This window comes from Gottfriedia luciferensis (assembly GCF_001712755.1).
GTDB classification, from domain to species: Bacteria; Bacillota; Bacilli; order Bacillales; family Bacillaceae_G; genus Gottfriedia; species Gottfriedia luciferensis_B.
The window spans coordinates 109537-128523 of the sequence record NZ_MDKC01000023.1 but is presented as its reverse complement, the minus strand read 5'-3'; the positions used below and the strand labels follow the sequence as shown (position 1 = coordinate 128523).

Annotated in this window: 18 protein-coding genes and 3 tRNA genes; 18 read left to right on the top strand and 3 right to left on the bottom strand. The window is 32.1% G+C overall.

Annotated features, from left to right (window positions below):
- The first annotated feature begins 2 nt into the window (after window positions 1-2).
- Window positions 3-884 (top strand): sulfate ABC transporter permease subunit CysW, encoded by an 882-nt coding sequence (cysW, locus tag BED47_RS13790; RefSeq protein ID WP_069034140.1) that lies wholly within the window; start codon window positions 3-5, stop codon window positions 882-884.
- A gap of 11 nt (window positions 885-895) precedes the next feature.
- Complete coding sequence (locus BED47_RS13785; RefSeq protein WP_069034139.1) at window positions 896-1978, top strand: sulfate/molybdate ABC transporter ATP-binding protein; 1083 nt, start codon at window positions 896-898, stop codon at window positions 1976-1978.
- Window positions 1979-2037: 59 nt separating this feature from the next.
- Here the strand turns inward: BED47_RS13785 and ispG are convergent, their stop codons facing one another.
- The 3 genes from ispG to BED47_RS13770 all read right to left on the bottom strand — a co-directional run bounded on the left by ispG (window position 2038) and on the right by BED47_RS13770 (window position 4466).
- Window positions 2038-3138 carry a flavodoxin-dependent (E)-4-hydroxy-3-methylbut-2-enyl-diphosphate synthase gene (gene ispG / locus BED47_RS13780; RefSeq protein ID WP_056475001.1) on the bottom strand — a complete coding sequence of 367 codons (1101 nt, stop codon included), beginning with the start codon at window positions 3136-3138 and terminating at the stop codon, window positions 2038-2040.
- A gap of 117 nt (window positions 3139-3255) precedes the next feature.
- Window positions 3256-3588 (bottom strand): hypothetical protein, encoded by a 333-nt coding sequence (locus BED47_RS13775; protein ID WP_069034138.1) that lies wholly within the window; start codon window positions 3586-3588, stop codon window positions 3256-3258.
- Window positions 3589-3707: 119 nt separating this feature from the next.
- Entirely contained in the window at window positions 3708-4466 is a 759-nt protein-coding gene (locus BED47_RS13770) for a DUF1189 domain-containing protein (RefSeq protein ID WP_069034137.1), read from the bottom strand.
- Between the two features lie 314 nt (window positions 4467-4780).
- On the opposite strand from BED47_RS13770, the gene BED47_RS13765 reads away from it, so the two are divergent.
- From BED47_RS13765 to BED47_RS13690, 16 genes are all read left to right on the top strand, one after another.
- Window positions 4781-4855, top strand: a tRNA-Asn gene (locus BED47_RS13765).
- Between the two features lie 12 nt (window positions 4856-4867).
- A tRNA-Met gene (locus BED47_RS13760) sits at window positions 4868-4944 on the top strand.
- 12 nt (window positions 4945-4956) lie between these two features.
- A tRNA-Ser gene (locus tag BED47_RS13755) sits at window positions 4957-5046 on the top strand.
- 225 nt (window positions 5047-5271) lie between these two features.
- On the top strand, window positions 5272-5880 hold the full coding sequence (locus BED47_RS13750; RefSeq protein ID WP_069034136.1) for a superoxide dismutase: 609 nt from the start codon (window positions 5272-5274) through the stop codon (window positions 5878-5880).
- A gap of 115 nt (window positions 5881-5995) precedes the next feature.
- Complete coding sequence (locus BED47_RS13745) at window positions 5996-7213, top strand: MFS transporter (RefSeq protein WP_069034135.1); 1218 nt, start codon at window positions 5996-5998, stop codon at window positions 7211-7213.
- 102 nt (window positions 7214-7315) lie between these two features.
- A complete protein-coding gene (locus BED47_RS13740) occupies window positions 7316-9484 on the top strand; it encodes a peptidoglycan D,D-transpeptidase FtsI family protein (protein ID WP_069034134.1) in 2169 nt (722 codons plus the stop codon).
- A gap of 247 nt (window positions 9485-9731) precedes the next feature.
- Window positions 9732-10559, top strand: coding sequence for a phosphate ABC transporter ATP-binding protein PstB (gene pstB / locus BED47_RS13735; RefSeq protein ID WP_286162566.1), 828 nt, complete (start codon window positions 9732-9734; stop codon window positions 10557-10559).
- A 23-nt stretch (window positions 10560-10582) separates the two neighbouring features.
- Window positions 10583-11236, top strand: coding sequence for a phosphate signaling complex protein PhoU (gene phoU, locus BED47_RS13730; protein ID WP_069034133.1), 654 nt, complete (start codon window positions 10583-10585; stop codon window positions 11234-11236).
- A 118-nt stretch (window positions 11237-11354) separates the two neighbouring features.
- A complete protein-coding gene (locus tag BED47_RS13725) occupies window positions 11355-12341 on the top strand; it encodes a sugar phosphate nucleotidyltransferase (RefSeq protein ID WP_069034132.1) in 987 nt (328 codons plus the stop codon).
- 85 nt (window positions 12342-12426) lie between these two features.
- On the top strand, window positions 12427-12576 hold the full coding sequence (gene rpmG, locus BED47_RS13720) for a 50S ribosomal protein L33 (protein ID WP_056475024.1): 150 nt from the start codon (window positions 12427-12429) through the stop codon (window positions 12574-12576).
- Window positions 12577-12693: 117 nt separating this feature from the next.
- Entirely contained in the window at window positions 12694-13257 is a 564-nt protein-coding gene (locus tag BED47_RS13715) for a 5-formyltetrahydrofolate cyclo-ligase (protein WP_069034131.1), read from the top strand.
- Window positions 13258-13454: 197 nt separating this feature from the next.
- On the top strand, window positions 13455-14402 hold the full coding sequence (locus BED47_RS13710) for an L-lactate dehydrogenase (protein ID WP_069034130.1): 948 nt from the start codon (window positions 13455-13457) through the stop codon (window positions 14400-14402).
- A 113-nt stretch (window positions 14403-14515) separates the two neighbouring features.
- Window positions 14516-15271, top strand: coding sequence for a M15 family metallopeptidase (locus tag BED47_RS13705; RefSeq protein WP_069034129.1), 756 nt, complete (start codon window positions 14516-14518; stop codon window positions 15269-15271).
- 111 nt (window positions 15272-15382) lie between these two features.
- Window positions 15383-15586 carry a YqgQ family protein gene (locus BED47_RS13700; protein ID WP_069034128.1) on the top strand — a complete coding sequence of 68 codons (204 nt, stop codon included), beginning with the start codon at window positions 15383-15385 and terminating at the stop codon, window positions 15584-15586.
- Between the two features lie 56 nt (window positions 15587-15642).
- On the top strand, window positions 15643-16617 hold the full coding sequence (locus BED47_RS13695; protein ID WP_091024441.1) for an ROK family glucokinase: 975 nt from the start codon (window positions 15643-15645) through the stop codon (window positions 16615-16617).
- A 298-nt stretch (window positions 16618-16915) separates the two neighbouring features.
- Window positions 16916-18808, top strand: coding sequence for an LTA synthase family protein (locus BED47_RS13690; protein WP_069034126.1), 1893 nt, complete (start codon window positions 16916-16918; stop codon window positions 18806-18808).
- Window positions 18809-18987 lie beyond the last annotated feature (179 nt).

Below are 18987 nucleotides of genomic sequence, written 5' to 3'. Positions count from 1 at the left end.
GAATGGAAAGAGAATTTAAGATTGTGAGAGAACTAGAAGTGAATGCTAATACTGATAAAAGAGCAAAATTGAACGGCAATACGATTCAGATCATGTTAATTAGTATTGTCATACTTTTTTTAGCGTTATTTTTATTTCTTCCATTAGTTTCAATTTTTATAAAGGCCTTACAAGATGGTTTTGGAGTTTATAAAGAAGCGATTGTAAATGATGAGACGTTAGCAGCAATTAAATTGACGTTTTTGGTAACGATTATTACGTTACCGCTTAATGCAATTTTTGGTGTTTCGATTGCCTGGGCTACAACGAAATTTAATTTTAAAGGAAAAAATATATTAGTAACTTTAATTGAACTACCTTTTGCAGTGTCGCCAGTTGTAGCAGGATTTTTATTTGTTCTATTATTTAGTCCGAATAATGGGATTTTTGGTGGTTGGTTAAAGGAACATAATTTGAAAATCATTTTTTCAACACCTGGAATTGTTTTAGCAACAATTTTTGTCACTTTGCCTTTTGTTGCGAAAGAATTAATTGCGGTTATGCAGGCAACAGGCAGTGCTGAAGAAGAGGCTGCGCTAACTTTGGGTGCGAACGGATGGCATATTTTTTGGAAGGTGACACTTCCGAAAATTAAATGGGGACTTTTGTATGGCGTTATATTATGCAATGCAAGAGCGGTTGGAGAATTTGGTGCTGTATCTGTTGTATCTGGACATATTCGCGGCGAAACAATTACAATGCCACTTCAAATTGAAAATTTATATAATGAGTACCAATTTCCACAAGCATATACAGTTGCGTCACTCATGTCCATTTTTGCGATTCTGACATTAGTTATTAAAAATATTATTGAATGGAAAGTTCTAAAGGAAGAGAAACAATAGGAGAGGATTGTATGTCAATTAAAGTTTCAAATGTAATGAAAAGTTATGAAAATGAAACTGCCTTAAAAGGAATTGATTTAAATATTAAAAAAGGGGAATTAGTTGCTTTATTAGGTCCATCTGGGTCTGGTAAAACAACATTGTTGCGAATCATTGCCGGTTTAGAGAATCCAGATTTGGGTGAAATATTTTTTGAAGATCAGGATGTAGCAAATGTGCAAGTGAAAGAAAGAAATGTAGGATTTGTATTCCAGCATTATGCTTTATTTCAGCACATGACTGTTTTTGAAAATATTGCTTTTGGTTTGAAGGTTAGACCAAGAGCTACACGTCCTTTAAAAAGAAAAATTAATGAGAAAGTGATGGAATTACTATCTTTAGTAAAATTAGAAAGCTTTGCAAATCGATTTCCTTCTCAATTATCTGGTGGCCAAAGACAACGTGTTGCATTAGCAAGAGCATTGGCTGTTGAACCAAGTGTATTATTATTAGATGAACCATTTGGGGCATTGGATGCAAAAGTGAGAAAGGATTTAAGAAGATGGTTACGTAAACTCCATGATGAAATTCATATTACGAGTATATTTGTAACGCATGATCAAGAGGAAGCACTTGAAGTTGCAGATCGAGTTGTCATTATGAATGGCGGGACGATTGAACAAATTGGAACACCTGAGGAAGTTTACCATACACCAGCAAGTCCGTTTGTTTATGATTTTCTTGGCAAAGTAAATTTATTTCATGGAAGAATAAATAAAGGAAGCTTAATAAGTGGAGGATTAGAAATTCCATTACCAGAATTAGTTGAACAAGAACATAAAGAACATAAAGAGGTTACCGGTTATGTTCGTCCTCATCAAATTACAATCGAAAAGTTTGAAACAAATCAAACTTCGATCAGTGCAATCGTAACCCATATTCATGCTGTAGGACCGATCGTATATGTGGAGGTTCTACGAGAGGATACAAATGATTATGTTGAAATTGAACTCATGAACGAATTATTTTACGAGCTAAATATTCAACTTGGAGAAAGGGTATTTGTCCGTCCAAATGAATTGAAGGTATTTATTCCTCAAGATTATTCGATCTGACAAGATTAGAAAAGTATAAAAAAGGTTAAGGAGCAATGTCCTTAACCTTTTTGTTATTATTAACCTTTTGCTGCTTCTAGTTCAGCTAGTTTTTCTTTGGCAATGATGTCGATTTCGCGTTTTAGTTCTTCAACCATTGTTGCTTCTGGTACTTTTCGTACGATTTCCCCGTGACGGAATAGTAATCCTTCACCACGAGCTCCAGCAATACCGATATCTGCTTCACGTGCTTCACCAGGACCGTTTACTGCACATCCAAGAACGGCAACTTTAATTGGTACTTTTAATGTTGAAATGTACTCTTCAACATCATTCGCAATACTAATTAAGTCAATTTCAATTCGACCACATGTAGGACATGAAATTAATGTCGCAGCATTTGATGATAAACCGAAAGATTTAAGTAATTCTCTTGCAACTTTTACTTCTTCAACTGGATCTGCGCTTAATGAGATACGCATTGTATTTCCGATCCCTTTACTAATGATTGCACCTAAACCAGCGGCACTCTTAACAGTACCAGCAAACAATGTACCTGATTCAGTAATACCTAAATGTAAAGGATAATCGAATGCTTTTGAAGCTTTTTCATATGCTTCAATCGCAAGGTTTACATCTGATGCTTTCATCGAAACGATGATGTCATGGAAATCTAAATCTTCAAGTATTTTAATATGATGTAATGCACTTTCAACCATTCCATCAGCAGTTGGGTAACCATATTTCTCTAAGATTCGTTTTTCTAATGAACCAGCATTAACACCGATACGAATCGGAATTCCTTTAGCTTTAGCAGCATTTACTACTGCCTCAACTTTTTCTTTACGACCGATATTACCTGGATTAATTCTTATTTTATCTACTCCGCCTTCAATTGCTTTTAAGGCTAATTTATAATCAAAGTGTATATCTGCAACAAGTGGTATGTTAATTTGTTTTTTAATATCAGCGATTGCATTTGCAGCTCTTTCGTCAGGTACTGCCACTCGAACAATCTGACATCCAGCTTCTTCTAGTCGTTTGATTTCTGCAACTGTTGCTTCAACATCGTGTGTTTTTGTTGTAGTCATACTTTGGATTGAAATTTCATTTGCTCCACCAACAACCACATTACCTACTTTAACTGCACGTGTTTTACTTCTATGTGTAATTTCGTTCACGAGTAACTCGCTCCTTCAAAAATAACTTTATTTCTATTTTGTATAAATCTACATTATCATATTTTCTTCATGATTACTCATTTTATCAACTGGTTCTAAAGAAATATATCACAAATTTTATTTTTGTGAAGAGTAAATTGGGAATTTATATGATTTTCCACTTTGAATTTTAGTAGGTGAAAGACCATTGTTTAACGCACTAAAATCTTTTGTGATTTGGCTAATTGGCTGGTTAAAATCGGGGTTAAGGTCTTCGATAATTCCTAAAACAGTGTCACCGTTTTTAACTTGAATTTTTTCAAATTTTGGAAGTGAGGTTGATTTTGTTTCAGATTTTGTTGCTTTTGCCACTGTAGCAATATGTTTAGTTGGGATCGTCCCTACTTGTAAATCAAAGAATATTATATATGCAAGCAATAAAGAACCAAGTAAAAAAGCTATTTTTTTCATTAATAATCACTCCTTTTGTAGACTATATGCTTGTCCACAACGAATATTCCTATTAGGAGCTTGGACTAATAAATATTTTAGCAAAAAAAAAAGAAGTGTGAGTCACACTTCAGTAAACATTATTTTTTAGTAGGTAAATTTTTAATTGTTAAAGTGTACATAGCAACTGTTATTAAAATAAAAATTAATGTTTGGAATGGTATATTGATTTTCAATAATCCTAGCAATAAATAGATAACAGTCGGTAGTGTTAAGCTATATGAAACCATTGCAAAGCGTTGTCTAAAAGGTAAGTGCTTAGTCGACTTAAATAAAGCTGTTAAAAACGCTAATAATGTAGCAACTATAAATATGAAGATACTAGATCCTAAATAAAATAAGAAAAATAATGCGATTAAAAATACTGGAAGAGCTTCTTTTATATTTTTAATAAAATTTGAAACGTCTGCTTTGTTTATTTTTTTAGATTTTAATGAAGGGTAAGGGAAATCTTGCTCGCCTTTATCATTTTTAATAATTACTCTATTTTTTAAAACAACAACAGCAAATTGTTCATTTTTTAATTTTGAAGGAATAACTGTTTCATTTGGATAAAAAGCATATTTATAATCGCCGATATTTCGTTCGAACGGCGTATTATCGTTAATTGATATAGCTCCTTTGTTTAAAGAAATTGACTGAATATTATCTTTAAGCAAATGAGAAACATTGTTCACCTGAAGCTTCACGTTTTTTTCAAATGAAAAGAAACCCGGAAGAGTATATAAAATTGCAAGTAGGAAAAGAAAAAAGATTGTTTTACCGATTTTTTGGAGTCTATATCTTGATATTGTTTTTGGAGAGTATAAACTAAACCAAAATTGTTTAAATATATTCATAAACTCATCCTTTCTTATATAATGTTATTTCACTTCCCGAAATTTATTATGTAACTTTCGGGCTATTTTGTATATTATAATCTTTTTTTGGTAATTGAATATTAAACTTTAATTAAAATGATAAGAGTAAATAAGAAGAGTAAGACAATGGTTTTAAGAATTGTATTTAAGCTTGGCTTTAAATCCCATTAAACCAATTTATTTTCACTAAAAAATAGTTATTATAAATTAATAATAAAAAAATAATAAAAAGTGTTGACGTCTAGTTTGAAACATGGTAAATTAAATATTGTCTTAAGGACAACAAGAATTATTCCGCAGTAGCTCAGTGGTAGAGCACTCGGCTGTTAACCGAGTGGTCGTAGGTTCGAACCCTACCTGCGGAGCCATTTATATATTTTGGCGGTGTAGCTCAGCTGGCTAGAGCGTACGGTTCATACCCGTGAGGTCGTGGGTTCGACTCCCTCCGCCGCTACCAATATTTTATTATGGAGTAATACCCAAGTCCGGCTGAAGGGATCGGTCTTGAAAACCGACAGGGGTGTAAAAGCCCGCGGGGGTTCGAATCCCTCTTACTCCTTAATTAGTGAAAAAAGTCTTCAACTATCATGTTGAAGACTTTTTTCGTTTTAGTTTTTAAATTAATAAAGGTTGATTTTAAAGCTTACGGTCCAGATTAATTTTTCTTCCAAAAATTAATCTTTTTTACTTTCTTTCCCTTTTCTGAGCATTACTATTGAAATCTTTCAGTATATTTGATAACTTTAAATTGAAATTCACTATTATCTTTGGGAGGAAATAAAAAATGTCAAAATTTGAATTACCACAATTACCTTATGCTTATGATGCATTAGAGCCACACTTTGATAAAGAAACAATGAATATTCACCACACTCGTCACCACAATACATATGTAACAAACTTAAACGCTGCTTTAGAAGGTAAAGAAGTAGCTGCTTCTTCAATTGAAGAATTAATTTCAAACTTAGATGCACTTCCAGAAGGTATCCGTACAGCTGTACGTAACAATGGTGGTGGACATGCTAACCATAGCTTATTCTGGACTTTATTAACTCCAGAAGGCACTGGCACTCCAGTTGGAGAAGTTGCTGAAGCAATTAACGCTAAATTCGGTAGCTTAGATGAGTTAAAATCTGCTTTCACTCAAGCTGCATTAACTCGTTTCGGTTCTGGTTGGGCATGGTTAGTAGTAAACAATGGTGAGTTAGAAGTGACTAGCACAGCTAACCAAGATTCACCATTAATGGAAGGTAAAACTCCAATCTTAGGTTTAGATGTTTGGGAGCATGCTTACTACTTAAACTACCAAAACAAACGCCCTGACTACGTTGGTGCATTCTGGAATGTAGTTAACTGGGAAAAAGTAGAAGAATTATACCAAGCTGCTAAATAATTTATAAAAAATGAACACTACTTAATTTATTTAAGTAGTGTTTTTTTTATGTTTAAAAAAGGATAAATTTTCATTTACTCGGAAAACTAGTTCATGAGACAAAGGAGAGTTTATTATGAGTAAGTGGAAATTTTTATTAGGTGACGTAGATTTAAATAAAGATTTAATTCTTTTACTAAGTGTCGGTGGATTGTTTACTCTAGCGACCGCTTTATCTAGCACATTTGTAAATGTTTATTTGTGGAAGCAATCAAATAATTATTTACCAATTGCTTCGTACCAATTTTCGATCGCATTTTTTCAAGCCCTTACATTCGTTATAGCAGGCAGATTAGCTAAAACAATTGATCGAGTAGTCATTTTAAGGGTGGGTATTTCTTTTTTGGCAATATTCTACATAGTCGTTTTACTTTTCGAAACGAAGACATTATTAGCAACAATTTTGATTGGAGCGATTTTAGGAATTGGAAATGGATGTTACTATTTGGCGTTTAACTTATTAACGTTTGAAGTTACTGAACCCGAAACTAGACAATTTTTTAATGGTTTTTTAGGGCTAATTAATTCGTTCACGGGAATGCTTGGCCCATTTATAGCCGGAGCAATTATTTCTTCAATGATTGGAAATAAAGGTTATCATTTTGTGTTTCTTGCTGCTGTTATTTTATTTATATGTGCAGTGGTCTTAAGTTGCTTCTTAGTTAGACGGGAACTTGATAGTGAGTTCAATATTAAGCGTGTCATTCAGGAAAGAAAATTAAATGAAAATTGGCGGAAAGTAACTTATGCTAATTTCTTTCAGGGGATTCGTGAAGGGATTTTTATGTTTGTTATTTCAATTTATATTTTCTTATCAACTGGAAGTGAATTTGCTTTAGGGAAATACGGATTAATTACATCGTTAATTAGCTTTATTACCTATTATATTGTTACAAGAATTATAAAAGAAAATTTTAGAATGAAAGCTATATTTATTGGTGGCTTTTTACTATTTTGCGCCGTTTTTGTAATCGCTTTTAAAGTTTCGTTTCCTTTATTAATCATTTACGGTGCAATAATTTCTTTGGCATATCCAATCATTTTAGTACCTTACTTATCTTTAACATATGATATAATAGGAAAATCGTATAAGGCCAGGGAATATAGAGTGGAATATATCGTAATACGTGAAGTGTATTTAAATAGCGGTAGAATGTTTTCGATTGCAGTTTTCATTGTATGTACATCACTATTCGAACCAGAACAAGTTATTCCATTATTAATGTGTTTATTTGGTGCAGGACACTTTTTGGTCTATTTCGTGATGAGGAAATTAGAATATAAGCACGCTTAAGTATTGTCACTAAATTGTCAAAAACTTAGCAGTGATTCCTTTTCCGACTCATTAAAATATTAATATGTAGAATTAGTAATTGTAGAAAAAAGAGGAGAAAAAATGAATAAGCCTAAGAAATATAAAATCACATTACCAACCCGACTGAATACACTATTTTTTCTTGTGTTTGTCTTATTTTCATTTTTAATTCTAAGATTAGGTGTCGTACAAATAGTTAAAGGTGAAGACTATAAATTAGAATTAGAGCGTACAGAAAATATGACCGTCGATCAAGCTGTACCAAGGGGGAAAATTTTAGATCGTAACGGAAAGGTTGTCGTAGATAATACGCCTTTACGTACAATTACGTATACACGAAAAAAAGGGACAACTTCAGGTGAGTTATTAACAATGGCTACAAAGTTAAAAACTTATCTAAAAATGCCAACTAATAAAATAACTGAACGAGATAAAAAAGATTATTGGTTATTAACAAATCCTAAAGATGCAAAAAAATTAGTATCAAAAGAAGAGGATAAAACACTAAAAGCTCAAAATAAAGATGATGACGCTGCTTACAATAAAGCTTACTATAACTTACAGCTTGATAAAATTACAGCAGATGATATCAATTCACTTAGTGCAAATGACTTACAGATCCTTGCAATTTACAAGCAAATGAGTGCTGGTTATGCACTAACTCCACAAACAATTAAAAGTGAGGGAGTTACTGAAAAAGAATATGCAACAGTTAGTGAACATTTGGACCAACTTCCAGGTGTAGATGTAACGACTAATTGGGAAAGAAAATACGTTTATGGTGATACGTTCCGAACAATTTTAGGTAATATTACTTCTGAAAAAGAAGGATTACCTGCTCAGAATGTCGATTATTATTTAGCACGTGGTTATGACCGTAATGATCGTGTAGGAAAAAGTTATATTGAAAAGCAATATGAAGATGTTTTACGTGGTACAAAAGGTAAGGCACAAAATGTTATTGATTCAAATGGAAATGTTGTTGATACGAAAGTGATTACAGAAGGGGAACCCGGAAGTGATTTAGTACTATCAATTGATATGGAACTTCAAGGTAAGGTTGATGAAATAATTAAAGATAGGCTTTTACAAGCTAAAGCCACGTCAAATGGTCGATATTTGGACAGAGCATTTGTTACGATGATTAACCCGAAAACGGGTGAAATTTTAGCTATGTCAGGAAAGCAAATTGTTAAAGATAAAAAGACAGGAAAAAATAAAGTAGTCGATTACGCAACTGGAAATCTTACTTCATCTTATGAGATGGGTTCAACAGTTAAAGGTGCAACTCTTTTAACTGGTTATCAAACGGGGGCAATTACTCCAGGTCAAAGGCAATTCGATACACCGATTAAAATTGCTGGTACACCAGTAAAAGCGTCATATAAAAACTTCGGATGGATTAATGATTTAGATGCTCTAAAGTATTCATCAAACGTTTATATGTTCAGAACGGCAATGGCTATTGGACATGCACATTACGTAGAGAATAGGCCTTTAGATATCGATGTAAAAGCGTTTGATACATTCCGAAATAGTTTCAGTCAATTCGGACTTGGTGTTAAAACGGGAATTGATTTACCAAATGAAGCAATTGGATTTAAAGGTGTAGACAAAAGCCCAGGTTTCCTTCTAGATATGGCGATTGGGCAGTATGATACTTATACGCCACTTCAATTAGCCCAATATGTATCTACAATCGCTAATGGCGGTTATAGAATTCAACCGCATGTTGCAAAAGAAATAAGACAGCCTTCTATAGGTGAAGATAATGGTGTTATTAGAACAGAAGTAAAACCTAAAGTATTAAATCGAATAGATATGAAACAATCATATATCGATCATGTTAAACAAGGTTTGATCAAAGTATATAATGAGACTGGTGGTACTGCTCGCAAATACTTCATAGGGGTAGACTATAAAATAGCCGGTAAAACAGGTACAGCCCAATCTGTATACGACGGTCCAGATCGTAAAAAATACAATGGGCCACAAAAAACTTATAATGAAACATTAATGGGTTATGCTCCATATGACGATCCAGAAATTGCCTTTGTAGTAGTAGTTCCTTGGTTACAAACTGACCAAGCGCCAGTAAATAAATACATTGGTCGAGATATTATGGATGAATACTTTAAATTGAAAAAAGATAGACAATCAATTTATAATGACGAACCAAAAGACGTTTTAGATAATCAAGACAATCAAAATAGTCAAGATAACCAAGACACTCAAAATAAAAATCAATAAGAAGAGAAGGGATTAAACCCTTCTCTTTTTTATTTGGAAATCTCCTTTTCTACACCCTTCCTTCACATTCTGAACTTATTTACATAATCTTTACATTCGGTTAAAACAGGTTTAATAGTTTGAGAATATGATTATTCATGTAAGTACTAATGAATTTTAACGATTATAAAGTTTATCTATTGTTTAGTTAATATTTTATATATCAAAAATAGAAAGCTTCCTTTAGGATGAGAGGGGATCGAAAGTTATGACAATGACATTAAATAGAGAGAATATTATTAAAAATGATGACCTTGAAGAGACAAATACAAACGTGAAAAAATCAATTGTATATGATACTCAAGATTTAAATTTATGGTATGGACAAGATAAAGCATTAAAAAATATAAATTTAAGTATTTATGAGAATGAAGTTACTGCGATTATTGGACCTAGTGGATGTGGTAAATCGACTTACTTAAAAACGTTAAATCGTATGGTTGAGTTAGTTCCTTCAGTTCGAACAGAAGGGAAGATTCTTTACCGCGAACAAGATATCTTCGATAAAAACTATCCTGTTGAAGAATTAAGAACACGCGTAGGAATGGTATTCCAAAAACCAAATGTATTCCCTAAATCAATTTGGGAAAACGTTGCATATGGACCAAAAATACATGGTATTAAAGATAAAGCCACATTAAATCAGATTGTTGAAAAAAGTTTAAAAGGCGCAGCAATTTGGGATGAGGTTAAAGATCGTTTACATGAGAATGCTTTTGGTCTATCAGGAGGGCAACAACAACGTTTATGTATCGCACGCTGTTTAGCAATCGAGCCAGATGTTATTTTGATGGATGAGCCAACATCAGCGCTAGATCCTATTTCAACTTTAAAAGTTGAAGAGTTAATTCATGATTTAAAGAAAGATTTTAGTATTATTATTGTTACGCATAATATGCAACAAGCAGCTCGTGTTTCTGATAAAACTGCTTTCTTTTTAAGCGGTGAAGTAGTTGAGTTCTCAGATACAAATAAACTGTTCTCAACACCTAAAGATAAACGTACTGAAGACTACATTACGGGACGATTCGGATAATAGAAGGGAACAGGTGAAAAGAGATGAGAAATCAATTTGAAGCAGACTTAAAATCATTACAAGAAATGATTATCGAATTAGCTGAGAAAACAAAAAAAGCAGTCATTAAAAGTATGGAGGCATTTCGTACTGAAAATATTGAACTAGCTTTAGAAGTAATTGACGAAGATGATCGCATCAATAAATTAGAAAAAGAAGTAAATGAATTAATTTTAGTCATTATTACAAGACAACAACCAGTTGCTGTCGACTTAAGAAGAAATTTAACTGCTATCAAGATTGCTCATGATCTTGAACGAGTTGCAGATTACGCAGTAAATATTGCAAAATCGACAATTCGTATTCGTAGTCGTCAAGAAAACTTACCATTAGAGAATATAGAAAAAATGCATGAACTTGGCTTAGATATGTTAACAAAAGCTTCAGAAGCATATCGTACAGAGGATTTACAAGCAGCTAAAGAGATTGGTGAAATAGACGATATTGTTGATGAATTATATGGAACAACTGTTAGAACACTGATGTCAAGCATTGCAGATTCTCCTGAGCATGTATCTAATATCATGCAAATGGCATTTATTTGTAGATATCTTGAAAGAATTGCAGATTATGCAACTAATATTGCAGAGAATATTTATTATTTAGTTAAAGGGAAACATTATTTATTAAATCAATAAAACAGTCAAATAAGATAAAAGGGTGTTCAGACAAAATTTACCTGAATGCCCTTTTGTCATATTTATGTAATATTAAGCATACTTCTTTAACTAGTATAAGATATTGAGGTGGTAATAAATGAAGGTTGTTATTTTAGCTGGAGGATACGGTCAAAGGCTTTTACCAATTACTAACAACATTCCTAAGCCACTATTACCAATCGCAAATAGAGCGGCAATTGAGCATTTAATATTACATTTAACTAGACTTGGGTTTAATGAATTTATTATTCAGCTTCATTATATGTCCCAAGCAATAATCGAGACGATCAATGCAATGAAATTAAAAAATGTTTCAATTGATTATATTATAGAAGAAAAAAGTTTAGGGTCTGCTGGTTGTTTAAGACTATCTAAGCATTTTCTTCATGAACCTTTTCTATTAGTGAATGGTGATATTTTATTTGACGGTGATATTAGAGATGCATTAAAAACTCATTTAGAAAGTAAAAGTAAATTTTCTATGTTTGTAAAACAAGTTGAAAAGTGTGGTTCATACGGAAATGTAAAAGTAAAAAATGGACAAATAATCGATTTTATAGAAAAGCCGAATGAAGGTAGTGAAATTAGTAAATTAGTTAATACTGGAATTTATATTATAAATCCTGAATTATTATATCTGATTCCAGAAAATCGTTATTTTGACATTAGTAATGATCTGATTCCATTAATGTTGAAAAATAATATCTATTTAAATGCTTTTCATTTAAAAGGTTACTGGATTGATTATGGAACACCTAGAAGATTTGCGAAGCTAAACGTAGATTGGATTGAAGAGAAATTAAACTTACCTATTCCTGCTGTTCAAATATTACCGAGAATCTATTTAGGTGAGCATGTAACGATAAATAATAATGTTAAGATTGTTTCTCCCGTTATTATTGGAAATGATGTTACGATTGAAGAGAACTGTGTAATTGGCCCATATGTGTCGATTAGTTCTAATATTCGAATCGATTCAGGCAGTGTATTACATCATCAAGCTGTCTTTCAAAAATATACTCTGAATTATGAGAATAAGTTTGTACATAATTCAATAAAAAAAATATCAAAAGAAATACATTGAATCAATAAAAACTATGGAAATTATCGCGAAAGAATGTTATTATATACAAGTCTGATTATGTCACTATGTCAGGAGGGAAAATAAAATGCGCGTAAATATTACATTAGCATGTACAGAATGCGGAGATCGTAACTACATCACTACTAAAAATAAACGTAATAACCCAGACCGTCTTGAGCTTAAAAAATATTGCCCAAGACTTAAAAAAGTTACAGTTCATCGCGAAACAAAGTAAACAGTAGGAATTTTCCTACTGTTTTTTTTATATTTAAATACTTATAATTTTAATTAGAATACATATCAGTAAAACTTACTTTAGAAAACTCGATTCTGACCTAAGGAGGCCAATATTATGGAAAAAAAAGAAATTAGAAATTCTATGATGAAAAACTTGAAAAATATTTCAGTTTCGGAAAGAGACGAAAAGTCGAAACAAATTATAGATAAATTATTAAATACTGAACAAATGAAGAGTGCAGACATAATAGCAACAACGATGCCGATGGAGCATGAAATAAATACTAAGTACTTAATCACTGCTTGTTGGAAAATGAATAAATCAGTTGTTGTCCCTAAATGCAACCATGAGACTAGAAAAATGCATTTTTACAAAATCAATTCATTTGATGATTTAAAGAAAGGTTATTTTGGAATACAAGAGCCGATCGAAGAAAAATGCGAGGAAATAAGAAAAGAACGTATTGATCTAATAATTGTTCCTGGAGTAGCATATACAAAAAATGGTGAACGACTAGGATATGGTGGTGGTTATTATGATCGCTACTTAGAAGATTATAATAAACAACTCTTAGCCTTAGCTTATGACATTCAAATTATTGATGATTTACCAACAGAAAAACATGACATTAAGATGCCGTTGGTTTTAACGGAATCAAGAATAATAGAAGCGATTTAATAAGTGAATAATGCGACACGATTTGTTTGAAAATAGGTAAAGACAGAATTAGATTCTTGTTGTAAAAAATTTAAATTTGTATTGGACTAATATTGTAACAAATTTGTAAAAAGTTTCACAAACTTTGAGTGAAAATACATATATAATATAGAAGTCCCAGTTACTTACACTTTAATTACACAAATGAGGTGGATATTATGTTACACAAAGAAATAAATCGTGTCGCACTTATCGGAACAGGAGCAGTTGGAGCTAGTTATGCTTTTGGTATGTTAAATAAAGGTGTTGCCGAAGAACTAGTTATGATTGATTTAAATAAAGATAAAGCGGAAGGGGACGCAATGGATTTAAGTCATTGCCTGCCTTTTGTAGATTCTCGAACAAAAATTTGGGCTGGAGATTACAGTGATTGTAAGGATGCAAGTCTAGTCGTCATTACAGCTGGAGCAGCTCAAAAGCCTGGAGAAACTCGCTTAGATTTAGTTGCAAAAAATTGTGCTATCTTTAAAGGAATCGTTGGAGACATTATGGCTTCAGGATTTGACGGTATCTTTTTAATTGCTACAAATCCAGTAGATATTTTAACTTATGCGACTTGGAAATTTTCAGGGTTGCCAAAAGAAAGAGTAATCGGATCTGGTACTAGTTTAGATACTGCACGTTTTAGATATATGCTTGGTGATTATTTTAATGTTGACGCAAGAAATATCCATGGTTATATTATCGGTGAACATGGTGATAGCGAACTACCAGTTTGGTCTAAAACAAATGTTGGTACTTCACCAGTACACCATGTATTAAAGAAAAATCCAAAATACAGCCAAAGAGAGCTTGATGAAATCTTTTTAAATACACGTGACGCAGCATATCACATTATAAAGAAAAAAGGTGCAACATACTATGGAATTGGAATGGGCTTAGTTAGATTAACGAAAGCGATTCTAAAAAATGAAAATAGTATTATTACGGTTTCTGCATATTTAGATGGACAATATGGAGAACACGATATATACATTGGCGTTCCAGCAGTAATTAATCGTGGTGGAATTCGAGAAGTTGTTGAACTAGATTTAAATGAATTAGAGCAACGTCAGTTTAAAAACTCTGTAGAAACATTAAGAAAAACAATGGCACCTGTTTTATAAATTAGACAACAAGACCTCTTTCTATTTGAAAGAGGTCTTATTGTATAGATTATTTGAAAAATATGCCAACTTTTTATATTGTAAAAGTAACAAAAAGAATTAAGGAGGTAATTTTGAAAAAAATAAATAGTAAGTACGCATGGGTATTAATCGTAATATTCATTATTGGACTAGCTCTATTTTTTGGAAACCAAGAATTTTTTATTAATCATCTAAGAAAGCCTAAAGAAACTTCGATAAAATTTCCTAATTACGATGATACAGCGATCGAAGCCGAGAATGGATTATTAGCTGTAACGAATCCTACATCTAATTTAGTATTAGTTAATAAAGAAAGAAAGCTACCAGATGGGTATGAACCCCCTGATCTAGTTTACCCGGTCGTTCCTTTACATGGAGTAAATAAAGATAAGACATTAATGAGGAAAGAGGCAGCTCATGCTTTAGAAAAATTATTTGAAAGAGCTGAAGCAGATGGCATAAAGCTTACTCCAGTTTCCGCATATCGCTCTTTTGATCGACAAAAAAGCTTATATAATTATTATGTACAAATTCATGGTGAAGATTGGACTCAATCTTTTAGTGCAGTTCCTGGTACAAGCGAACATCAAACTGGTTTATCAATAGATGTATCATCTCCAAACTTCGGTAACAAGCTTGAACAAGGATTTGGAGAAACGAAAGAAGGTACTTGGCTTGCAGACCATGCACATGAATTTGGATTTATCATTCGTTATCCAGAGGACAAAGTAGATATTACTGAATACAATTATGAACCATGGCATATAAGATATCTCGGGATAAAATACGCTACATATTTATATAAGAACGATTTAGCTTTAGAAGAAGTAATGAAGCCTAAAAAATAATTATAAATGCCTACAAAATAAATGGTTTGTTTGGTATTTCACATTGACGAGTAATCGTTTCCAACTTATACTTATTACATGTTTAGAAAGATAAAATAATAGGAGTTAAGTATGAAATCCGTATATGATATTCAACAATTTCTAAAGAGTTATGGCACCTTTATTTATACAGGTGATCGATTAGCTGACTTGATGTTAATGCAAGATGAGCTAAAAGAATTATTTTTAGCGAATATACTTGAAAGTAAAGATTTACAAATTGCTACCATGATCTTAAAAAAAGAGATGGATGAAATAAAAAATAAAACGGTTTGAAGAAATCGTTTTTTTTAGAATTTATTGCAAACGATTTCACTGCGGAGGGAGAAGGCATTATGGCTAAAATGATTGTTGGTGTAGATTTAGGTGGTACAAGCATTAAATTGGCATTATTAACAAATAACGGGGAATTCATCGATAAATGGGAAGTACCAACAGATAAATCTGATAGTGGTAAGCATATTCCTAAAACAATTACAATTGCAATTGAAGACAAGCTTAAACAGATGGATAAAACAAAGGAAGATATCGCTGGAATTGGTATTGGAGCTCCAGGTTCGGTTCGATTAGAAGATGGACTTATATTTGCAGCCGTAAATTTAGGATGGGTTAATTTTCCTTTAAAGGACATTCTAGAAAAGGAATCAGGTATTCCAGTAATTGTCGATAATGATGCAAATATCGCAGCTGTTGGAGAAATGTGGAAAGGTGCTGGGAATGGAGCAAAAGATGTAGTAATGGTTACGCTTGGAACAGGAGTCGGTGGAGGCGTAATTGTAAACGGGGACGTTGCACATGGAATTAGTGGATCTGCGGGTGAAATTGGCCATATAACAGTACAACTTGAAAATGGAGTATTATGTAACTGTGGAAAAACGGGATGCTTAGAAACAATTTCTTCAGCTACAGGAATTGCAAGAATAGCAAACGAGAAATTACAAAATACGACAAAAGAGACAGTTTTAAAAGAAATGTCGAATGATTCACCAATTACAGCAAAGGATGTTTTTGAAGCTTATTCAAATGGTGATGAAGTTGCAGAAGAAATCGTTAATCATGTAATGAGATATCTTGCTTTAGTATTAGCTGGAGTTGGAAATACGTTAAATCCTGAAAACATCATTATTGGCGGCGGAGTATCAAATGCAGGTGAACTGTTATTAAAACCTCTAAAGAAATATTTTGACGAATTTGCTTTCACAACAGTACGAGATTCGACAAAACTTTCAATTGCCAAGTTAGGGAACGATGCAGGAGCAATTGGAGCAGCATATTTAGTAAAAAAATTTATTACTAATGAAATTTAACTTAAATTTAAGGTACTTCTAATTGAAGTACCTTATTATGTTTATAGTATTGAATTGAAAAAAAAATTAGTTATTTGACGGCGGAACTAGTTTATGATAAATTGAATGACGTTAGAAAAAAAACTAAGGTAACGTCAAATAAAATTTTAGATTCATACATTTAGTAGCTAATAATTGTATGAATTATTTTAAAAATTCTTGGTATTTAAATGCCAATAAAATAGATATGTGAAATGCCAAACATTGTTTTATAATAGATAAAATAGATTAATAGTCTAAAAAAGAGGAGGAACAGAATATGTGGAAAAAGTTTATTAAAAACTTTGGATTCCCGTTACTTGCTGTATTCCTTTTATGGATTAAAGCAACTATTCTAAGCCAATTTTATTTTGATTTAGAAATTGAAAATTCAATGCAAGAATTTATCTTAATAATTGCTCCTATATCTTCATTATTAATATTCATAGGTATAGCTCTTTTTGCAAAAGGACCAAAACGAAATAGAGCGGTTATTTGGATTACTATAATCATGTCCTTTATTTTAGTAGCTGATACAGCTTATTATTCATTCTTTGACGATTTCGTAACGATTCCAGTTTTATTTATGACTCGAAACTTTGGGGATTTAGGTTCAAGTGTTAAAGCAATGATCAGCTATAAAACAATCTTAGCTTTTTCTGATATTTTTATCTTAATTGCGGTTAATTATTTCTGGGGTAAAAAATTCTTTACTACTGGGAACATTAAAGGGAAAGCTAGAACAGCTTATTTCTTAGTAGCGGTTGCTATTTTCTTAGTTAACCTTGGATTAGCAGAAACTGAACGCCCACAATTATTAACACGTTCTTTTGATAGAGAATACATTGTTAAATTCTTAGGATTATACAATTATCATTTATATGATATGGTTATTCAATCAAAAACATCTGCTCAAAAAGCGATGGCTGATGATAGTGAATTAGCAGGAATCGAAAACTTTATTCGTGCTAACGATACAGGTGTGAATGCACAATTACATGGTAAATATAAAGGTAAAAACGTAGTAGTAGTTTCATTAGAATCATTACAAAATTTCGTAATTGGACGAAAAATTAATGGACAAGAAATTACTCCTTTCTTAAATAAATTTACAAAAGAAAGTTATTATTTTGATAATTTTTACCACCAAACTGGACAAGGTAAAACATCTGATGCTGAATTCTTAATTGATAATAGTTTATTCCCATTAGATCGTGGTGCTGTTTACTTTACAAACAGTGGTAATACGTTTACTGCAACACCAGCAATCCTTAAACAGGATCAAAATTATTACACTTCAGTAATGCATTCAAATAATAAATCGTTTTGGAACCGTGACATGATGTATCCTAGTCTAGGTTACGATCGTTATTATAATGAAGTTGACTTTAAAGTATCTGCAGCTACTTCAATTGGCTGGGGACTAAAAGATAAATATTTCGTTGAACAAGCAGTAGATAAAATGGTAGCAGAGCCTAAACCGTTCTACAACCGTATGATTACACTAACTAACCATTATCCATTCGAATTAAATGATGAGGATTTAATGATTCCACGTTTAAAAACTGGAGACCAGACTGTTGATAATTATGTAACAACAGTACGCTATTTAGATGAATCAATTAAACATTTCATTGAAGAAATGAAAGCAAAAGGTTTATATAATAATACAATCATTGTAATGTATGGTGACCACTATGGTATTTCTGAAAACCATAACCGTGCAATGAGTGAAGTATTAGGACAAGATATTACACCTGCAGAACATGTTAAATTACAAAAAGTACCTTTCTTTATCCACGTACCTGGACAAACTAAGGGTGAAACAATTCATAAAGTTGCAGGTCAAATTGATGTTAAACCGACAATTTTAAACTTATTAGGTGAAGATCCAAATAAAACATCTATCAACTTTGGTAATGATATATTCTCTCCTAAACACAAAAACTTTGTAGTTTTCCGTGATGGTACAATTGTTACTGATAAATATATTTACACTGGTGAGAAGATGTATGATCCAAATACTGGTGAAGAATTAAAAGGACAAAAACCACCTAAAGAAGACTTAGCAAAAGCAAATAAATCACTTGAGTATTCAAACTCAATTATTTATAAAGATTTACTTCGTTTCTATGAAGTTAAATACAAAAAAGCTGATACGAAGTTTGAATAAACATGAAAAGCACTTCCTTAATGGGAGTGCTTTTTCTTTTTACAGAAAAAGTAATTTATCATATAAGAAAGTAATATCTTGATCTTGTTACTTTCGACTACTTGATGCTCACCTTTAAGTGTAGCGAAGATTTTGTAGCTACCTTACCACATTTGTCCTGCAAGTCTTTTATTCCCATC